Origin of the sequence: Pantoea sp. T14 (assembly GCF_036663535.1) — a bacterium.
GTDB classification, from domain to species: domain Bacteria; phylum Pseudomonadota; class Gammaproteobacteria; order Enterobacterales; family Enterobacteriaceae; genus Pantoea; species Pantoea phytostimulans.
This window is the reverse complement of record NZ_JAWUEB010000027.1, coordinates 37,761-57,964: the sequence shown is the minus strand read 5'-3', so window position 1 is coordinate 57,964 and position 20,204 is coordinate 37,761. Positions and strand designations below refer to the sequence as shown.

The following is a 20,204-nucleotide window of genomic DNA, read 5'->3' as shown; positions in this document are numbered from 1 at the left end:
AGCACCGCTTATTTTTTACTCAACGTCGGAACTGCTGGCAGCGTTACTGGCCACCTGACCCGCTTTTTGTTTTTTATAGGCCAGTGCAGCAGCCGGGACTGGCGCAGCTTTGCCGGTTTCAAGCCAGTCGCGAAGGCGATTTGCATCAGCAAAATGGGTGTATTTGCCAAATGCATCTAAAACCACCAGCGCCACTGGACGATTGTTGATCATGGTGCGCATCACCAGACAATGCCCCGCCTCATCGGTGTAACCGGTTTTGGTTAACTGAATGTGCCAACCCTGTTTGTAAACCAGATGATTAGTATTGCGGAAAGGCAGCGCATAACTCGGATGAGCAAACACCGCCGTCTCTTCTTTAGTGGTGCTGAGCTGGCCCAGCAGTGGATATTCACGCGTGGCTTTTAGCAGCTTGATCAAATCTTCTGCGCTGGAGACGTTGCGAACCGATAAACCTGTGGGCTCAACGTAGCGCGTGTGGGTCATGCCAAGCGCTCGCGCTTTGGCATTCATGGCGCGGATAAAGGCGTTGTAACCGCCCGGATAAGCATGCGCGAGGCTGGCCGCCGCGCGGTTCTCTGAAGACATCAATGCCAACAGCAGCATGTTGCGGCGGCTAATTTGGCTGTTGAGTTTAACGCGAGAAAAGACGCCACGCATTTCTGGCGTCTGGCTCACATCCACCGTCAGCATTTCGTTCATCGGCAAATGGGCATCCAGCACCACCATGGCCGTCATCAACTTCGTGATGGATGCAATGGATCGCACGCGATCGGGATGACTGGAAAACAGGACTTTATTTGTATTGAGATCAACGATCATTGCACTGCCAGACGCGATTTGCGGCTGAGCAATCGGTGCCAGTTGCGACAGCGACGTCGCCGCCTGCGCTGGAAGAGAAAGCATCTGCCCGGAAAAGAGCAGCGCCAGCGACAGTAGAGAAAAACGAATTTTTGCAGGCATCGTAAGAAAAAACCCGGTTGAGATTGTGCGCTGTGTCAAACACAGGCCGCCCGCTTCAAACCTGTCAGAGCGCGGGCTGGCAGCAGCATCATACTCTGAAGCTTGAGAATTTTCCTGGTGAGAGTGTTTCCGAGCGTTAAAAATAAAACTGCCGCCAGAGCGGCGGCAGTCGCAGGATTAAAACAGTCGAGGTCCATAACCCCATAAAACAACAGTCATCGCCAGTAACACTTCGAATACCAGCACACCAATCGCCAGGGTTGATCCCGAGAAACGCAGGCTCTCTTCACGATCGATATTCAGGAACAACGGAATACCGACATAGAGCAGATAACCGGTGTAGACCAAGGCCAGCGCACCCGCCAAGACACACAGCCACACCAGCGGATAAAGCGCCACCAGCCCACTCAGAAACAGCGGTGTAGCGACATAACCGGCAAACACCGTACAGCGTTGCGTGCTGGGACGCTGCGGGTAATTACGCGCCATCCAGTGAATGACCCGACCCATAACGGCCACGCCACCGAGAATAATCAAATAAAATACAATGCCGAGTCCAATCCCGGTCAGCAGGTTAAGTTGAATATATTGCCCTTCGCCCAGATTCCAACCCAACTGTGTCGTGCCGATAAAAGCGCAAATTACCGGAATTGCAGCCATTAACAGAACATGGTGGGTGTAATGGTGCGAAACGCTTTCGTTCTCTTGCTTAATATCGCGCATTTCCTGATTAGGATGCGCCAGAAGGCCCCAGACATGATTCATACAGTCACTCCTCTGATGCGATGGGCCGCCCTCCTCTCAACTTCAGACTTGTCCTAAGGGCAGCTTCTTCTCAAGTATAAGCGTCACAGCAATTTCTGTGGTACTTGCTCAATAATTCATCGCTAAAAGCAGTAGAGGCCCTTTGCTGGGCGGAAGGAAACGCCGTTAGCGTATAGACTGAAAGTCTAATTCTCATAACAGGGAGGTCTGTTTTGCATTTTGATATCAACGGATTAATTACCCAATACGGTTATTTGGCACTTTTCATTGGCTGCATTGCTGAAGGGGAAACATTTACATTACTCGGTGGCGTGTCGGCACATGAGGGCTTACTGCATTTTGGCGGCGTGGTGCTGGCTGCGATGGCGGGCGGTATCGTCGGCGATCAATTGCTTTATTGGCTGGGACGACGCTACGGTACGCAAATTTTGCGCCGCATCAAAAAGCATCAGGACAAAATTGTTAAAGCGAACCGTTTGATTAAACGTCGCCCCAGCCTGTTTGTGATTGGTGTGCGCTTTATGTATGGCTTTCGCTTAATCGGCCCGATTATTATCGGTGCCAGCCGCCTTAATCCGATGAAGTTCTTTCTCCTTAACATTGTGGGCGCAGCCATCTGGGCACTGATCTTTGTCACACTGGGCTATTTTGCGGGCGGCATTATTGCGCCTTGGCTACACAAACTCGACCAGCACTTAAAACATCTGCTTTGGCTGGTCGGTGCGATTGTATTTGCCCTGCTGCTGCGCTGGGTGATCCGCCGCTGGCACACCAAACGTGCGGATGCCGATCAGTAACCTTTAAACTGCGGATTCGCTAGCATGAATCCGCCATCCACAATAAATGACTGCCCGGTGGTGTAAGTTGCCCATTCTGAGCATAACCACGCCACCAGACTGGCAATTTCATGGGTATCGCCGGGTCGGCCTGCTGGAATTTCCGGCATTTTTATCTGATGCGCATCGGCATCGCTCATCTCGTTCATCGGCGTGGCAATCGCGCCAGGCGCAACGGCATTCACCAAAATGTTATGCGGCAACAGGCTCAGCGCCATGGACTTAGTCAAGCCGCCAATGGCATGTTTTGATGAGGTATAAGCCACTGAACCTGGCAGCGGCGTGTGTTCGTGAACTGAGCTAATATTGATGATACGGCCACCGTCACCCTGCTCCACCATCTTACGTGCGGCAATCTGGCTACAAACGAATGCACCTTCAACGTTCACGCTAAAGACTTTGCGCCAGTCTTCAAATTTCACATCAAGAAAATCGGCTTTGATATTGACGCCAGCATTGTTGACCAGCACATCAATACGGCCAAACTTATCGATCAACTGTTGCAATGATTCACCTCCCTTTTGCGGATCGGAGAGATCGAGGTGAATAACTTCTGCACGTTGGCCTTTATCACGGACGCGCTGTGCGGTTTCGTGCGCGCCCTTGTCATCTGAGCGCCAGGTAATACCAATATCAAATCCCTGTTCCGCCAGCATTTCAGCGCAGCGGCTGCCGATGCCAGAATCTGATGCGGTAATGATCGCGACTTTGGTGTGTTGTGCCGTCATTGTTACCTCCTTCACGTGTATGTCCCAGAAGTATAGAACTTATCCTTCTGTGCCCAAGCGAGACCGCGCTGTGTCTCTTGTCTATAGTTAAAGTTGACCACGACCGGGAGAAAGGGATGAGCACCGTAAAACGCAAAATTGAGGATCACGGCGTTATTGGCGATTTGCGCACCTGCGCACTGGTCGCTAATGACGGCACCATTGACTATCTCTGCTGGCCAGAACTCGACAGCCCTTCGGTTTTTACAGCTTTACTTGATGGCGATGACAGCGGCCTGTTTTCTCTTGCACCCGACTGGCCAGATGCCCGCCGTCAGCAGCTTTATCTTCCTGATACCAATATTCTGCAAACGCGCTGGTTAGGTGACGACGGCGTGGCGGAAATTACCGATTACATGCCGATTTGCGACGATCGCGACAAATTACCGCGTATCATTCGGCGGATAAAAATGGTGCGTGGCAGTGCGCACTTTACGATGCGCTGTTCGCCGCGCCATGATTACGCTCGCGCACAAACCCATGCCGAAGCCCAGCGCGGCTGCATTGATTTTCATGCCGAAGGCCAGCCTTCTCTGCGCCTGGCGGCAACGGTTGTCATGACGCTGGAAGCGCACGCCGCCACCGCCAGTTTTACGCTCAAGGCGGGCGAGCATGCCGAATTTGAATTTGGTAGCGTCAACGATTCACATATCGAAGCGATCAAAACCGAACACTGCTTTCAGGAAACACTGGAATTCTGGTGCCGCTGGAGCAACAAAAGTAATTATCATGGCCGCTGGCAGGAAATGGTGCAGCGCTCGGCGCTGGCATTGAAATTACTCACCTCATATCAACACGGCTCGATCGCTGCTGCTGCCACGTTTGGCCTGCCGGAAGAGTTAGGCGGCGAGCGCAACTGGGATTATCGCGCGTCCTGGATCCGTGATGCGTCTTTCAGCATGTATGCCCTGATGCGTCTCGGCTATGTGGATGAAGCCAAGCATTTCACCCGATGGGTGGGTCGATGTGTGGAGAATAGCCATCACGATGAAATGCGCTTGCAGGTGATGTATCGACTCGACAGCGGCACCGAACTGCATGAAATGGAGCTACTCAATCTTTCTGGCTATGGCGACTCACGTCCGGTGCGCATCGGTAATGATGCCTGGCAACAAACCCAGCTGGATATTTATGGTGAATTAATGGACGCCGTTTATCTCGCCAACAAATATGGCGAAGCCATTTCTCAGCGCGGCTGGCGTCACGTTTCGCAGATGATTGATCGCCTGTGCGATAACTGGAATCAACCCGATGCGGGGATTTGGGAGATGCGCGGCGAGCCGGAGCATTTCCTGCATTCACGGCTAATGTGCTGGGTCGCGATGGATCGTGCGCTGCGTCTGGGCATGAAGCGCTCGCTACCAATGCCTTATGAACGTTGGGATCGGGTACGCCGCGAGATCCGCGAAGATATCTGGCAAAACTTCTTTAACAGCGAGCGCGGTCATTTTGTCTCAACCCGCAATGGCGAATATCTTGATGCTTCTATGCTGTTGATGCCGCTGGTGCGCTTTGTCGGCGCCACCGATCCAGACTGGCTGGCGACGCTGGACGCGATCAAATCACAGCTGGTCAGCGATGGCATGGTTCGTCGCTACAATATTCACCAAACCCCGGCTGATGGATTGAAAGGTGGCGAAGGATCATTTGGTGCGTGTTCGTTCTGGTATGTGGAATGTCTGGCGCGCGCCGGACGTATTCAGGAAGCCCATTTTGAATTTGAAAAGCTGCTCAGCTATGCCAACCCGCTTGGGCTGTATGCGGAAGAGTTCGATAGCCGTGGACACGCTTTGGGCAATTTTCCACAGGCACTGACGCATCTGGCGTTGATCAGTGCCGCTTTTTTCTTGAATCGGAAACTCAGCGGTGAAATCACGTTGTGGCAGCCCTAAAAAGGCCTGTTTCGTCTAAAATGGCGGAAAAAATCATCTGGATAACACGGTAAGTTACGTAAAGAGTAGTAAGACGGTTAAAATCCCGATTCACAACTTGAGATCAATGAACATATAATGCGCAGCAGGTCACCTTGACCAGCATGGGTTCGATACACTGACAAGCCTGAAACATGGCGATAACGACTTGTAAAATATGAAAATGAGCATTCGCGCGTTCGCTTCAATCGCTTTGGCTCTGGCTGCTTTCAGCCAGTCCGCCTTCGCTGTGGTTTACCCCTTGCCTGCGGCAAATAGCCGTCTGACCGGGGAAAATATCGAAATTACCGTTCCACAGGACAGCAAATTGCCGCTGGAAGCTTTTGCGGCGCAGTATCAAATGGGTCTTAGCAATATGCTGGAAGCCAACCCGGGTGTGGATGTTTATCTGCCTCAGGCTGGCCGTAAAATCATTATCCCACAGCAGTTGATCCTGCCCGACGCGCCGCGTGAAGGCATTGTGATTAACAGCGCGGAAATGCGTCTCTATTACTACCCGAAAGGCACCAAAACGGTCGTTGTGTTGCCAATTGGTATTGGTGAGCTGGGCAAAGATACGCCGATTAACTGGACAACCACCGTACAGCGCAAAAAAGATGGTCCAACCTGGACCCCGACTAAAGCGATGCATGCGGAATATGCTTCACGCGGTGAAAACCTGCCAGAAGTCTTCCCGGCCGGTCCAGATAATCCAATGGGCTTATATGCGCTCTATATTGGTCGTCTGTATGCGATTCACGGCACCAATGCCAACTTCGGCATTGGCCTGCGCGTAAGCCATGGTTGCGTACGTTTACGTGCTGATGACATCAAGTGGCTGTTCCAGAATGTGCCCGTCGGAACACGCGTTCAGTTCGTTGATCAACCCGTGAAAGCCACGGTTGAGGCGGACGGTTCACGTTATATCGAGGTGCACAATCCACTTTCTACCACTGAAGAGCAGTTCAACTCGCGCGAACTGGTGCCGATTACGCTGACTCAGGCGGTAAGTAAAGTGTTGGTTGAAGGCAGCGTGAATCAGGATGCCGTCAATAACGCGATTCAAGCACGTACCGGCATGCCGGTAAAAGTTAACGGTGTAGAAAACAGCATTCAAACTGCACCGGTTGACGTACCTGAAACGCAGGACGCGCAGCCAAAAGAAGAGCCAATGACGCCAATGACCTCACAAGGCGCTAACGTCACGGATCCCAACGCTGCTCAGCCGGCACAATCACAGCCTGCTGCTACCAGCAACGACAATTCGTAATTGTTGAGTGGTTCAAAAAAGCCAGCGCTTGTGCTGGCTTTTTTATTGCCATCGCGCTGATTTCCCGCCCTTTGTTAGATGAATCGATATTGATTCTGCTGCGTTCTCGTCGAATAATCGCCCGCAATTAACCCGCTCAGGAGAGCCGGATGGCGACGCCACTTTTTCGACAGGGATTTATCGATAGCCAGCAGCAGCCTACGCTGCAAGGCACGCTGGTGTTGCCGGTTCAGGGTAATCTCACGCTGCTTGCTGCGATCTCTTTACTCCTCTTGCTGTTGCTCATCTTGTTTCTGGCTTTTGGTAGCTATACGCGTAAAGCGCAGCTTCAGGGCATTATTTTGCCTGCTGCCGGGCTGTTTCACATCACCAGCCCGCGCGATGGTTATGTGCAGCGCCTGATGTTTCATGAAGGAGAGACTGTCTCGCCAGATGCCACGCTGTTGCAACTCAGTACGTCATCATTACAAGGGATCGGCGACGACAATTTACAGGCGCAGCGTGATTCGTTAGCGCGTCAGTTACAGCACCTGGTGCAGCAACTTATGCAGGAACAGGCGTTGATGCAGTTGCAACAGCAGCACAGCGAACTGCATCGTCAGCAGTTGTTAGCGGAGAGGGTCAGCGCTGACCATACGCTAACCCTTGCCAGGCAGAGATCAGCACTATTGAAACGCGATGCCACGCGCTTTCAGCAACTCCATCAGCATCAGTTCGTTTCAACCCGTGAACGCGAACAGCAGCAGCTGATGCTCAATGAAGCGCAGCTGGCAGAAACGCAGTTGCATCAGCAAAAGCAGCGGCTGGAGCGCGAACTTATTCAGCTTGATACCAGCCAGCTGCAACAAAACCAGCAGTTTGCCATCCGTCGCGAAACGCTGCTGGGCCAACAAGCGTTACTGCAACAACAGCAGTTAGCGCTGGCGGCTCAGGGCGAAAGCCATATTCGGGCGCCGGTTGCCGGTCAAATAGCGGCCTTGCTGGTGAAAGCCGGTGAAAGTGTGCGCGCCGGTGAACGCCTGCTGACGTTATTGCCCGCTGATGCACAGCTACAGGCAGAGCTTTACGCCCCGAGCAGCGCGGTGGGATTTATCCAGCCCGGTCAGCGTGTAGGATTGCGGCTTAATGCATTCCCCCATGAGAAATTCGGTATTCAGTGGGGCAAAGTGCAAACCATGACGCTGGTGAGCCTGCAAGCCGGCGATGTCTTGCCGCGCCAGCTGGCCACCTGGCAGCGCAGCGAGGCGCATTATCGCATCGTGGTCGCGTTGGATAGCGCCACGCTGCGCGCCTACGGACGCGACGAGCCGCTGCGCCCCGGCATGACATTAAGCGGTGCAGTAGAGCTTGAGCAGCGCTATTTGTGGGAATGGCTGTTAGAGCCGCTTTGGGCGTTGCGGGGTAATTTGTGATGCGCTATGAGATTCGCTGGCGGCGTCGTATGCCGCTGATCATGCAAACTGAATCAGCGGAATGTGGGCTGGCCTGCCTTGCAATGGTACTCGACCACTTCGGTCAACGCTGCGATCTTGCCAGCCTGCGCAACCGCTTTTCGCCCTCCTCTCAAGGCATGCGCCTGAATGAACTGTTGGCTTGTGCCGAAGCCTGTGAACTGCAAGGGCGTGCGCTGCGGCTGGAGATGGATCAGCTGCGGCAGTTATCCTGCCCGGCGATTCTGCACTGGGATAACCAACATTTCGTGGTGCTGGTAAAAGTCTCACGCCACGGGATTGTGATTCACGATCCCGCGGCTGGCCGCACAACACAAAGCTGGGCGGCAGTGAACCGCCATTTTACGGGTATTGCGCTGGCGTTAACGCCGCGTCCGGCGTTTGTGCCGCAGGATCAGCGCCGTGACATCGGCTTACGTCAGTTGTTGGGGCAATGTCATGGTTTGATCCCCGCGTTGGCACGCATTTTTTGTTTTGCCTGCGTCCTTGAAGTCTTCGCCTTGGGCGCACCGTTGCTGAACCAAATGGTCATTGATGATGTGCTGGTAGCGCGTGACAGCAGTTTGTTGACGCTGATTACATTGGCGCTATTGCTGCTAGTCGCGGTGCAAACGCTGCTCGGTCTGCTACGGCAATGGGCGATTTTATCGCTGTCGCTGTCGCTCAACGTGCAGTGGAGCCAGAACGTATTTCATCATCTACTGCGTTTACCGATCGCCTGGTATGAAAAGCGTGATACCGGCGGGATCAGCGCGCGTTTCGATGCGGTAAATACGTTGCAAAGCACCTTGACCAACACGCTACTCAGCGCGCTGCTTGATGCCCTTTTGGTTCTCACGCTGTTAGCCATGATGATGAGCTACAGCATAAAGTTGAGTGCTATCGCACTCGTCAGCGCCCTGCTCTATTTTTTGCTGCGGCTGGTGGCCTATCGCCCGTTTCGTCAGGCGACCGAGCAAAGTTGGCAAGCTGCAACGCGTGAAAACAGCCATTTTCTTGAAACGCTGCAAGGCGTGCTGAGCCTGCGTATCAATGCGGCTATGTCGGCGCGAGAGAGTGCCTGGCTGCAGCTTAATATTGCCCGACGCAATGCCGAACTGGCTGAGCAAAAGCTGTCGATGCTGTTTGGGGTCATTGAAATTGCCTTGTTGAGCCTGAGCGCCGCGCTGGTGTTATGGCTGGGCGCAACCGAAGTATTGGAGGATCGTTTCGCTGTTGGGATGCTGGTGGCGTGGCTCAGCTTTCAGGGTCGCTTCTCCAGCAGCATCAGCAACCTCACCGACAGCTTGTTTAGCTGGTTACAGGTTGGCGTCTATCGCGAGCGGCTGGCCGATATTGTGCTGGCGCCGCTGGAGGCCGCCGCTAATCTGCGGCCTGAACCTCTCGTTACGTCATCTGCGCACGTTATAGAGGCGCATCAACTCCGCTTCCGTTATCACCCCAACGCGCCATGGTTGTTGGATAACGCCACATTTACCTTGGGTGCCAATGAAATAGTGGCGATTACCGGCCCCTCAGGCTGCGGTAAAACCACGCTGGCTAAACTGCTGCTGGGGCTACATCCATTAGAAGGCGGCGAAATTATCTTATTGGGTCAGCGGCTCAGCGCGCAGCATTGCGCTAACGTGCGGCAAAACGTTGGCTGCGTGTTACAGGAGGATCGACTATTTAGCGGATCGATTCTGGAAAACATTACGCTGTTTAGCCAACCCGCCGATCGAGAATGGGCGCAACACTGCGCAAGTCAGGCACAGATTGACGATCACATTCAGCGCTTACCGATGGGATATCAGACCTTATTAGGCGAACTCGGCGGCGCGCTCTCTGGCGGCCAGCGTCAGCGCTTACTGCTAGCACGGGCGCTCTACAAACGGCCGCGTTTGTTGATTCTTGATGAAGCCACCAGCCAGCTCGACAGCGAAAACGAACGCCTGATCGCCAACGTGCTGCGCGATTTACATTTACCGGTGTTGCTGATCGCGCATCGGCCTGAAACCCTTGCCAGCGCCGATCGGGTGCTGATATTGCAGCAGGGTCAACTGTTGCCTTGGGCGAATACAGACACGCCTTAACCCCATGCACTGTTAAGCCCAGAATCGAACCCGATCATTTTTCTGTCATACAACGCGCGTATCACACTGCAAATACCGGGTGCGAAATGGCATCTGCAACCTGAAAGCCGAGGTATGCCATGAGTGAAAACAGCGTCTCTTCCCCAATAAACCGAGGGCGTCCTAATTTCGACAGCAAAGGCAACCGATATTCGAAGCCGCTGTTTCTCATTTTGCTGGTATCAGGTTTGGCCTTTGCCGGTCTGAATTTATTTCATGATGTCGAAGAAACCGGTGCGCCAGTGACCAGCTACGTGCCCTTTCTGCTGCTGGGTTTAGCGCTGCTAATTGCGCTTGGTTTCGAATTCGTCAACGGTTTCCATGACACCGCCAATGCAGTGGCAACGGTGATTTACACGCACTCGCTGACACCGGGCGTTGCGGTGGTCTGGTCAGGCATTTGCAATTTTCTTGGCGTGCTGCTCTCTAGCGGCGTGGTGGCATTCGGTATTATTTCATTGCTGCCGGTTGAGTTGATTTTACAAGCCGCCAGCGGCAGCGGCTTTGCCATGGTTTACGCGCTGCTGTTCTCAGCGATTATCTGGAATCTTGGCACCTGGTATTTTGGCCTTCCTTCTTCCTCATCCCACACGCTGATCGGATCGATTATTGGCGTAGGTGTGGCGAATGCCTTGCTGCACGGCCGCAGCGGTTTGAGTGGTGTCGATTGGGATCAGGCATTAAAAGTGGGTTATTCACTGCTGCTTTCGCCGATTGTGGGCTTCGTTTGTGCCGCCCTGTTGCTGTGGGCGATGAAGATGTTGATCCGCAATCGTCAGCTTTATCAGGCACCGGCAAACGATCAGCCACCGCCAGTCTGGATCCGCGGTATGCTGATCCTGACCTGCACCGGTGTTTCGTTTGCGCATGGATCAAATGATGGGCAAAAAGGCATGGGATTGATCATGCTGATCTTAGTCGGCACCATGCCGATCGCTTATGCGCTTAACCGCTCGCTGCCCCCCGATCAAATTCCGCGCGTGGCAGCATTAACCCAGGTGACGGAACAGCAACTGCTGCAAATTCAACCCGCCGCTAATCCGCTGCCCCCCTCGCGTGAGGTGCTCACCGAATTCGTGCGCAGCAGCACCCTGAATCCAAACGTTCTGCCCGCGCTGGCAATGACGCTAAGTGATATCGGCGACCAGATTCGTCGTTATGGCTCAATGGAAAATATCCCGGCTCAGTCTGTTTCCAATACTCGCAACCAGATGTATCTGGCATCAGAATCGATCAAGCATTTGCAAACCGCTGAAGCCAAATTGCCGGAAGAGACCGCTCGCAATTTAACAGCGATGAAGCATGAACTGGACAGCGCAACGCGCTTTATTCCGATGTGGGTAAAAGTGGTGGTGGCGATCGCGCTGGGGCTGGGAACCATGGTGGGATGGCGACGAATTGTCGTTACGGTGGGAGAGCGCATTGGTAAAACTCATCTTACCTACGCGCAAGGTGCCAGCGCCGAATTAGTGGCAATGATGACGATTGGTGCTGCCGACGGCTTTGGCCTGCCGGTTTCAACTACCCATGTTCTCTCTTCGGGCGTTGCCGGCACCATGGCTGCGAACCGCTCAGGTTTGCAAATGTCCACATTGCGCAACCTTGCCGTCGCCTGGATATTAACGCTGCCGGTTTCTATTCTACTTTCAGCCCTGCTATATGCGCTGTTTATCCATTTTTAATCAAATGACGTTGCGCGGCATAATACCGCGCAACGCTTATTGGCTCTGACGCGAACGTTGCAAATGCAGCCGTAACGTCATCAGCATTGCACCCAGCACCATCATTGCGGCTGCCAGATAGACTGATTGCATGCCCCAATGGCTGATAAACAATCCCGCCACCGGACCGGTTAATCCCAGCCCTAAATCCAGAAAAGCTGAATAGGTACCCAATGCAGCACCCTGATCCTGCCGCTGAACCTGTTTTACGGCTTCAACGCCCAGAGCCGGGAAGATCAACGAGAAGCCGCAGCCGGTAAGAAAGGCGCCGAACCCTACGACCATTGCACTGTCGGCTTGCCAGATGATAATCAAGCCCAAACATTCCAGCAGAAAAGAGCCGAGCGACACCTTTAAGCCGCCAAAACGCGTGATGTAACGGCCAAAACCCAAACGCACCATCACAAAACCCAGGCTGAATACCGACAGCGCCAAAGCCGCGCCACTCCAGTCGCGGCTGGCAAAATAGAGCGTAATAAAGGTGGCGATAACACCAAAACCGATGGTGCCAAAACCCAGCGCCATGCCGTATAACCAGACACGCGAAAAGACGCGATGGAAAGGCGTACGTTCACCGACGCTCACGCTAACCGCAGGTTTGCTGCTCGCCAGCAAATAACCGCCAATGCCCATTAAGGCAATCAATCCGGCAAAACCGCTCATGCCAAACCAATTATTGAGCATCACACCCAGCGGAGCACCAATTGCCATGGCCAGATAGGTTGCAACACCATTCCATGAGATAACGCGCGCCGTTTGCAATGGCCCAACGACGTTCATGCCCCACAAAGTTGAACCGGTGCTGCTGAAGCTTTCACCTACGCCAAGAAACAAGCGCCCCAGCGCCAGCAGGCCCAAACTGAGCATCGGTGAATGACTCATAAGCGCTGCCAGAATGGTAAGCACGCCGCTCATGCCGCAGCAGATCAATCCCAGCATCACCACGCGTTTTGGCCCGAGGCGATCGGCAAGAATGCCCGATTGCGGACGGCTGAGTAAGGTCGCAAAGTATTGCAAACTGATGATTAATCCGGCGATAAACGCGCTAAACCCCAGCTGATTTTTAACAAAACCGGGCAGCACCGCCAGCGGCAGACCGACAGAAAGGTAACAAAAGAAGGTGAAGATGATGACGGAGAGAATACGTTTGTTGAGTTGGCTGTTACTCAATACAGCGACGTCAGACATAGCAGGCTTTTAATAGAGGTGGAAATATCGTCCATCATACCCTTAGCATGCTAACCAGTCGCCTGCTTTTTTATCACAAGCCGTGAACAGCCGCATGACGATCAATCGCTAAAGCAATGTCACTCGAGGTTTTTAACGCACGGATTTCGCTGAATAATCCATCCGCTTCGCGATAAGCTTTGCGCAGGTAGCCGAGCCACTGTTTGATGCGTGCGACATGATAAAGTCCGGTGTCGCCCTGCTTTTCCAGGCGGGTATATTTTTGCAGCAACGCAACGACATCCGGCCACGGCATTGGCGCTTCGTTATATTTCACAACCCGACTCAGATTGGGCACATTGAGCGCACCGCGACCCAGCATTACCGTATCACAACCCGTTATTCGTAAGCAGTCTTGCGCGCTTTGCCAGTCCCAAATTTCACCGTTGGCGATAACAGGAATGCGCAGTCGCTGACGTATTTCGCCAATCGCCTGCCAGTTGATCGCTTCGGCGCGATAACCGTCCTCTTTGGTACGACCGTGCACCGCCAGCTCGCTGGCTCCAGCCTGTTGCACTGCATCAGCAATTTCCATGCTGCGCGCACTGGAATCCCAGCCAAGGCGCACTTTTACCGTCACCGGCAAGTCTGCGGGAACGGCTTCACGCATCGCTTTAGCACCGCGATAAATCAGTTCGGGATCTTTGAGTAATGTGGCTCCGCCACCGCTGCCGTTCACTAATTTGGAAGGACAACCGCAGTTGAGGTCAACGCCCCATGAACCGAGTTCTGCCGCACGTGCGGCATTCTCAGCGAGCCATTCAGGATATTGCCCCAGCAGCTGCAAACGCACCCGCGTGCCGGATGGCGTGCGGCTGGCATTTTGCAGCTCGGGGCAGAGACGATAAAAGGATTTTACCGGCAGCAACTGATCAACTACGCGCAAAAACTCAGTGATGCATAAATCGTAGTCGTTCACTTCCGACAGCAACTGGCGAACCAGCGAATCAAGCACGCCTTCCATCGGCGCCAGTAAAACCCTCATCGCTTAGACGTTCCCGGTACGCTTCGCAGCGGCAGGACGACGTGGATGCGCAGGCTTATCGCCATGCGTGGTAGACGCTGGTCCCTGACGACGCGGCTGTGGTGCACGTTTGTCACCCGAAGAGCGAGGCGCTGAAGAAGATGAACCGCCTGGGCCGCGACCACGACCACCGCCGCCGCCGCGCGTTTGCTGCTGCTGGCGACCATTCTGGATCGGTTCAGCTTTAATGCTTGGATCGGGCTCGTAACCAGCCATCGCTACGCGTGGAATTTCACGCTTCAGCATACGCTCAATATCACGCAGCAGTTTGTGCTCATCCACGCAGACCAGCGACAGTGCGGCGCCGGTTGCGGCTGCACGACCGGTACGGCCGATACGGTGTACGTAATCTTCAGCAACGTTTGGCAGCTCGTAGTTAACGACGTGCGGCAGCTCTTCAATATCCAGGCCACGCGCAGCGATGTCTGTTGCCACCAGCACACGAATGCCACCCGATTTGAAGTCAGCCAGTGCACGAGTACGCGCGCCCTGACTTTTGTTACCGTGAATCGCTGCGGCTGTGATGCCATCTTTGCCGAGCAGTTCAGCCAAATGGTTAGCACCGTGTTTGGTACGGGTAAAGACCAACACCTGCTGCCAGTTGCCTTCGCCGATCAGCTGGGACAGCAGTTCGCGCTTACGCTTCTTATCAACAAAATAAACTTGCTGAGAAACCTGTTCAGACGCCGTGTTGCGGCGCGCCACTGCAACCTCTTCTGGATTATGCAGCAGTTTTTCCGCCAGACCTTTGATCTCGTCAGAGAAGGTGGCAGAGAACAGCAAGTTTTGACGCTTGGCGGGCAGTTTTGCCAACACGCGACGAATGTCGTGGATGAAGCCCATATCCAGCATGCGGTCTGCTTCGTCCAGTACCAGCACTTCAACCTGTGACAGGTCAACCGCGTTCTGATGGACCAGATCCAGCAGACGGCCTGGCGTAGCAACCAGGATATCGACGCCGCCACGCAGCTTCAACATCTGTGGATTAATGCTCACGCCGCCAAATACCACCAGCGAACGCAGCGGCAAATACTTGCTGTATTCGCTAACGTTTTCACCAACCTGTGCGGCCAGTTCACGGGTTGGGGTCAAAATCAGGGCGCGAACCGGACGACGGCCACGCACGGCGCCTGTTTTAGCACTGAGCTTTTGCAATAACGGCAACGTAAATCCGGCCGTTTTGCCGGTGCCGGTCTGGGCACTTGCCAGCAGATCGCGGCCTGCCAGCACCACAGGAATCGCCTGGCGCTGAATAGGAGTGGGTTCGCTGTAGCCTTGTTCAGCGACCGCGCGCAAAATATCGGCACTCAGGCCGAGAGAGTCAAAAGACATTAAGTGTTGTACTCCGGTCCGCTCTGACCGTGATTCACGGTGTAGTTTTCAGAGGGATAGTGACGCCAGCTGGTGCTGACGCGTGAAAAGGGCGCAAACTACGATGCGTAAGCGGGCGAGTGTAGCAGCTTTAATACAAAGGCGCGAGATAGCTCACATTTCCTGACAGAAATTGCTGAATGGATTTTTCGGTGAGGTGAGATGAAAGAGTGGCAAACGTCATTTAAAACAACAACGATGAGAGCGGAAACAAAAAGGCCACCTTACGGTGGCCTTTAACTTAGCTACGTTTTTTCTCGATGCGCCGCGTCGGCTCTTTCGCCAGCAGCGACACCAGCGCCGGTCCCACTAACATCACCAGGCCCAGACAGGCCAACAGCAGATTGTTATGGAAAATGCGGGACACCAGGAACAGCGTCATCATTGCCGCGCCAAAGTAGTAAGTGGTGGTCGCTTCTTCAAGGTAATCACCCAAAGTGCGTAAACGAGCACTACGCTGCGTGACCAGCATGGCGATAAACACCGCCACATAAGCCGCCACCAGGGTACTGCACACTTCAACCAGTGCTCTGTGTTTCCAGCCCCAGACCAGCGCCACAATTATCAACAGGTGCAGCGCGATATGCGCATACGTTTGACCCGTGGTAATTTGAATACGATTAGACCATTTCATTTTCTTCTCCTGGCGAACCTCAGAGGTCGCCCAAGTGCAACCGGCAAAGGCCGGTGACGTGTTTCCTCAATGTAAAGCAAATTTCGGATAACGCCCTAAATATCGCCCTTCTTCACCATCTGTTTGTGACAAAGACTACACTTTGATCCAATTGATGATGAAAAGGAGTGCGTCGCGAGTATGCCACAAAACAAGCAAGGATTTTCATTTAAAGTCCTGACGATCAATACACACAAGGGTTTCGCCCCTTTCAACCGCCGCTTTATCCTGCCGGAACTGCGAGAAGCTGTACGTGCAACGTCAGCCGATGTGGTCTTCTTGCAAGAGGTAATGGGTACGCATGACATCCACCCTTTACACCATGAAAACTGGCCAGACACACCTCATTACGAATTTCTTGCCGATACCATGTGGAACGATTTCGCCTACGGGCGCAATGCGGTTTATCCCGAAGGACATCATGGCAACGCCGTTTTATCGCGCTTCCCGATTCTTGAATATGAAAACCGGGACATCTCCGTTGCCGGCAGTGAAAACCGCGGCATGTTGCACTGCAAAGTTGCCCTGCCAGAACCGCACGGCACGCTGCACGTTATTTGCGTGCATTTGGGGTTAAAAGAGGCGCATCGCCACGCACAAATGAAGATGATGTGCGAGATGATCGCTTCGCTGCCAGCGGACGCACCGCTGGTGGTGGCGGGTGACTTTAACGACTGGCAACATCGTGCCAATAAAATCTTAAAACATGGCGCAGGTCTGAAGGAGGTGTTCAGTATGACAACGGGTCGCCCAGCGCGTACCTTCCCGGCACGCTTCCCAGTGTTACGCCTGGATCGCATTTACGTGCGCAATGCGACCGTGAGTCATCCCTGGTTGCTTCCGCGCAAACCCTGGTCACATCTTTCCGATCATGCGCCGCTAGCCGTGGAGATTCATCTATGAATTTTCATTGGCAAGACGGTAATAAGCTGCGTCTGCTGGAAAACGGCGACGAATTTTTCCCTCGCGTATTCGGCGCTATTCAGCGTGCCGAGCGCACGCTCATGCTTGAAACATTTATTCTGTTTGAAGATGAGGTGGGCAAAGCGCTGCACCGTGAATTACTGGCAGCGGCTAAACGCGGCGTAAAAATCGAAGTGATGGTGGACGGCTACGGCTCGCCCGATCTCTCCGATGCGTTTGTTAACAGCCTGACCGGCGCGGGCGTGCGCTTTATTTACTACGATCCGCGCCCGCTGGTAATGGGTATGCGCACCAATGTCTTCCGTCGGTTACACCGTAAAATCGTGGTGATTGATGATGTAATCGCTTTCGTTGGGGGCATCAATTTTTCCGCTGAACACAACACCGATTATGGCCCCGAAGCCAAGCAGGATTATGCGGTGGAAGTGAAAGGCCCGGTGGTAGCGGATATTACCCGTTATGTGGAAAGCGCCATGGGCAGCGAACAAACCACGCGTCGCTGGTGGGGTTCACGCTCGCATCGTCCGGCAAAAAATGCCACGCCGGGTGATGCACAGGTGTTGTTTGTTTACCGCGATAACGACGATCACCGCGACGACATCGAAATGCACTATCTCGACATGCTGCGTGACGCCAAAGAGGATGTGATCATTGCCAACGCCTACTTCTTCCCTGGCTACCGTTTACTGCGCGAGATGCGTAATGCGGCCCAGCGTGGCGTGCGTGTCAGGTTGATTGTACAAGGTGCACCGGATATGCCGATTGTGAAAGTGGGCGCGGAGATGCTTTACAACTATCTGGTGGATGCAGGCGTTGAAGTTTATGAATATATCCGCCGTCCGCTGCACGGCAAGATCGCCGTAAAGGATCAGCAATGGTCAACGCTCGGCTCGAGTAATCTTGATCCGCTGAGCTTGTCACTCAATCTGGAAGCGAACTTAATCATTCACGATCGCCAGTTTAACCAGACGCTGCGCGATAATCTGGAGCATTTGCTGGCGGAAGATTGCCAGCGCGTACAGGACGATAAATTGCCGCCACGCAACTGGTGGAATCTCACCAAAGGCGTGATTGTGTTCCACTTCCTGCGCCATTTCCCGGCCATTGCCGGTTGGCTACCTGCCCATACGCCACTTCTGGCTCAAGTTGATCCGCCGGTGCAACCGTCGATGGAGACGCAAGATCGGGTTGAAACAGATAACGAAGGAGCGAAGTCCTGATGGCGAAAAAGCATCCGCGCTGGCAACTGGCGAAAAAAATACTGACCGGGCTCTTCTTTATTGCGGTGATCGTGCTGTTGGTGGTCTACGCACGTAAAGTGAACTGGGAAGATGTCTATGAAGTAATCGTTAATTACAACCGGTTTGTGGTGTTAATCGCTGCCGGTTTGGTCGTGGTGAGTTATCTCACTTACGGTTGTTATGACTTGATTGGTCGCGCTTACTGTGGTCATAAGCTGGCGAAGCGCCAGGTGATGCTGGTCTCATTCATCTGTTATGCGTTCAATTTGACGCTGAGCACGTGGGTGGGCGGTGTGGCGATGCGCTATCGCCTCTATTCACGTTTGGGTTTAGACAGCGGCACCATTACGCGTATTTTCTCGATTAGCATCGCCACCAACTGGCTGGGTTACATTTTGCTGGCAGGCATCGTGTTCACGGCGGGCATGGTGTCGATCCCCGAAGGCTGGTTTATTGGTGAAACAACGCTGCGGTTGATTGGTGCCGTTTTACTGGTGTTAGTGCTGATTTATCTTTGGGCCTGCGCCTTTTCCAAACGCCGTCGCTGGACAATCAAAGGCCAGACATTGCAACTGCCATCGCTGCGCATGGCGGTGCTACAGTTTGTGGTTTCCTGTGCCAACTGGATGGTAATGGGCACCATCATTTGGCTGCTGCTGGGCCGGGATGTCGGTTATCCGATGGTGCTGGGCGTATTGTTAATCAGCAGTATCGCAGGCGTGATTATTCATATTCCTGCAGGCATTGGCGTGCTTGAGGCGGTGTTCCTGGCGTTATTGAGCGGTCAACACACCACGCATGGCGCTATTATTGCCGCGCTGCTGGCTTATCGCGTGCTCTACTTTATTTTGCCGCTGCTGCTGGCGCTGGTGCTTTATCTGTTGCTTGAAAGCCGGGCGAAGCATCTTCGCGAGAAGAATGAGAAGAAGTTGCAGAATTCATCGTAATGATTGTGCTGGCTATCCCCCACCTCGCTTCTCCCCCATGCATGGGGGAGGAAGACGCTGCCTTATGTCAGCCCGGAGCCTGCATAGAAGACGCTGCCTTATGTTAGCTCGGCGCCTGCATAAATGCGCGTTACGCGCATGGGGCAGCGTCTCCTTCCCCTGGTAACACGGGGAAGGTCGGGATGGGGAACAATCAACGTCAAACCGAAATTAACACTCTCTGCAAAAATCAGCGGCGGTTGCCAAAAATTCTCAGCAGCATCAGGAACAGGTTGATGAAGTCGAGATACAAGGTCAGCGCGCCCATGATTGAATAACGACGCAGGTTCTCTGTGTCACGCACATCAATCTGCTCACCGATGTTTTTCAATTTCTGTGTGTCATAGGCGGTTAATCCCACAAACACCACCACACCAATGTAGGTAATCGCCCACATCAACGCCGGGCTTTTCAGCCAGAAGTTTACCAGCGATGCTAATACGATGCCGATCAACGCCATAAACAGCAAACTACCAAAACCGCTGAGATCGCGTTTGGTGGTGTAGCCGTAGAAGCTCATCGCGCCAAACATGCCGGCAGTGACAAAGAAGGTGCTGGCAATCGACGAGTAGGTATAAACCAGGAAAATACTCGCCATCGTCAAACCGGTTAGCGCCGAATAGAGCATAAACAGGCCGGTTGCGACCGCGCCGCTCAGGCGATGAACCATGCCAGACAGGAAAAATACCAGTGCCAGCTGCGCGATGATCAAGCCAAAGAAGGTGATGCGGTTAGCAAACACCAGCTCCATCAACGCTGGCGTACGCGCAGCAAACCAGGAGACAAACGCGGTAAGCAGCAATCCGCACGTCATCCAGCCATAAACCTGCGCCATATAGGCCTGCAGCCCGCGGGTTGCAGGCTGAACAATTGAATCATTACGTGGATATCGGTCCATGATGCACCTCTTGTTAATCGGATTGGACACACCCCGCGAAATGGGGCCTCGCTAAGTGTGGCACAG

Annotated in this window: 17 protein-coding genes; 9 read left to right on the top strand and 8 right to left on the bottom strand. The window is 53.6% G+C overall.

The features are described 5' to 3' along the window. Positions 1 to 15: 15 nt before the first annotated feature. The gene (gene pbpG / locus SC127_RS18305) at positions 16 to 963 is read right to left on the bottom strand and encodes a D-alanyl-D-alanine endopeptidase (RefSeq protein WP_332627401.1); all 948 of its coding nucleotides are present in this window, start codon (positions 961 to 963) and stop codon (positions 16 to 18) included. Positions 964 to 1,140: 177 nt separating this feature from the next. Then, positions 1,141 to 1,728 (bottom strand): Yip1 family protein, encoded by a 588-nt coding sequence (locus SC127_RS18300; RefSeq protein WP_215847268.1) that lies wholly within the window; start codon positions 1,726 to 1,728, stop codon positions 1,141 to 1,143. A gap of 212 nt (positions 1,729 to 1,940) precedes the next feature. Between SC127_RS18300 and SC127_RS18295 the strand changes: the two genes are divergently transcribed. Then, a complete protein-coding gene (locus SC127_RS18295; RefSeq protein ID WP_215847269.1) occupies positions 1,941 to 2,525 on the top strand; it encodes a DedA family protein in 585 nt (194 codons plus the stop codon). Here the strand turns inward: SC127_RS18295 and SC127_RS18290 are convergent. After that, positions 2,519 to 3,292 carry an SDR family oxidoreductase gene (locus SC127_RS18290; RefSeq protein WP_243078294.1) on the bottom strand — a complete coding sequence of 258 codons (774 nt, stop codon included), beginning with the start codon at positions 3,290 to 3,292 and terminating at the stop codon, positions 2,519 to 2,521. The genes SC127_RS18295 and SC127_RS18290 overlap by 7 nt on opposite strands. Before the next feature lie 116 nt (positions 3,293 to 3,408). On the opposite strand from SC127_RS18290, the gene SC127_RS18285 reads away from it, so the two are divergent. The 5 genes from SC127_RS18285 (at position 3,409) to SC127_RS18265 (ending at position 11,755) form a co-directional block, all read left to right on the top strand. Then, positions 3,409 to 5,223 carry a glycoside hydrolase family 15 protein gene (locus tag SC127_RS18285; RefSeq protein ID WP_243078295.1) on the top strand — a complete coding sequence of 605 codons (1,815 nt, stop codon included), beginning with the start codon at positions 3,409 to 3,411 and terminating at the stop codon, positions 5,221 to 5,223. Positions 5,224 to 5,419: 196 nt separating this feature from the next. Beyond that, positions 5,420 to 6,511: a L,D-transpeptidase family protein gene (locus tag SC127_RS18280; protein WP_215847272.1), complete on the top strand. Its 1,092-nt coding sequence runs from the start codon at positions 5,420 to 5,422 to the stop codon at positions 6,509 to 6,511. A 149-nt stretch (positions 6,512 to 6,660) separates the two neighbouring features. Further along, positions 6,661 to 7,923 carry an HlyD family secretion protein gene (locus tag SC127_RS18275; RefSeq protein ID WP_243078296.1) on the top strand — a complete coding sequence of 421 codons (1,263 nt, stop codon included), beginning with the start codon at positions 6,661 to 6,663 and terminating at the stop codon, positions 7,921 to 7,923. Then, positions 7,923 to 10,034 (top strand): peptidase domain-containing ABC transporter, encoded by a 2,112-nt coding sequence (locus tag SC127_RS18270; protein WP_332628231.1) that lies wholly within the window; start codon positions 7,923 to 7,925, stop codon positions 10,032 to 10,034. Before SC127_RS18275 ends, SC127_RS18270 begins: the two co-directional genes overlap by 1 nt. Positions 10,035 to 10,153: 119 nt before the next feature. Beyond that, on the top strand, positions 10,154 to 11,755 hold the full coding sequence (locus SC127_RS18265; protein WP_332627396.1) for an inorganic phosphate transporter: 1,602 nt from the start codon (positions 10,154 to 10,156) through the stop codon (positions 11,753 to 11,755). Positions 11,756 to 11,791: 36 nt separating this feature from the next. Here the strand turns inward: SC127_RS18265 and SC127_RS18260 are convergent, their stop codons facing one another. From SC127_RS18260 to SC127_RS18245, 4 genes are all read right to left on the bottom strand, one after another. After that, the gene (locus SC127_RS18260; RefSeq protein WP_215847274.1) at positions 11,792 to 12,982 is read right to left on the bottom strand and encodes an MFS transporter; all 1,191 of its coding nucleotides are present in this window, start codon (positions 12,980 to 12,982) and stop codon (positions 11,792 to 11,794) included. Positions 12,983 to 13,055: 73 nt separating this feature from the next. After that, entirely contained in the window at positions 13,056 to 14,006 is a 951-nt protein-coding gene (dusC, locus tag SC127_RS18255) for a tRNA dihydrouridine(16) synthase DusC (RefSeq protein WP_332627394.1), read from the bottom strand. A 3-nt stretch (positions 14,007 to 14,009) separates the two neighbouring features. Further along, complete coding sequence (gene rhlE / locus SC127_RS18250; protein WP_243078297.1) at positions 14,010 to 15,377, bottom strand: ATP-dependent RNA helicase RhlE; 1,368 nt, start codon at positions 15,375 to 15,377, stop codon at positions 14,010 to 14,012. Between the two features lie 280 nt (positions 15,378 to 15,657). Next, positions 15,658 to 16,050, bottom strand: a complete 393-nt coding sequence (locus SC127_RS18245; protein ID WP_215847277.1) for a YbhQ family protein — start codon at positions 16,048 to 16,050, stop codon at positions 15,658 to 15,660. A gap of 180 nt (positions 16,051 to 16,230) precedes the next feature. On the opposite strand from SC127_RS18245, the gene SC127_RS18240 reads away from it, so the two are divergent. The 3 genes from SC127_RS18240 to SC127_RS18230 are packed head-to-tail and all read left to right on the top strand — an operon-like array spanning position 16,231 to position 19,201. Next, on the top strand, positions 16,231 to 16,992 hold the full coding sequence (locus tag SC127_RS18240) for an endonuclease/exonuclease/phosphatase family protein (protein WP_215847278.1): 762 nt from the start codon (positions 16,231 to 16,233) through the stop codon (positions 16,990 to 16,992). Further along, positions 16,989 to 18,233 (top strand): cardiolipin synthase ClsB, encoded by a 1,245-nt coding sequence (gene clsB / locus SC127_RS18235; RefSeq protein WP_215847279.1) that lies wholly within the window; start codon positions 16,989 to 16,991, stop codon positions 18,231 to 18,233. Before SC127_RS18240 ends, clsB begins: the two co-directional genes overlap by 4 nt. Beyond that, positions 18,233 to 19,201: a lysylphosphatidylglycerol synthase domain-containing protein gene (locus tag SC127_RS18230; protein WP_243078298.1), complete on the top strand. Its 969-nt coding sequence runs from the start codon at positions 18,233 to 18,235 to the stop codon at positions 19,199 to 19,201. The genes clsB and SC127_RS18230 overlap by 1 nt, the downstream gene beginning before the upstream one ends. A gap of 229 nt (positions 19,202 to 19,430) precedes the next feature. Here the strand turns inward: SC127_RS18230 and SC127_RS18225 are convergent, their stop codons facing one another. Beyond that, positions 19,431 to 20,138: a Bax inhibitor-1/YccA family protein gene (locus SC127_RS18225; protein WP_215847280.1), complete on the bottom strand. Its 708-nt coding sequence runs from the start codon at positions 20,136 to 20,138 to the stop codon at positions 19,431 to 19,433. Positions 20,139 to 20,204 lie beyond the last annotated feature (66 nt).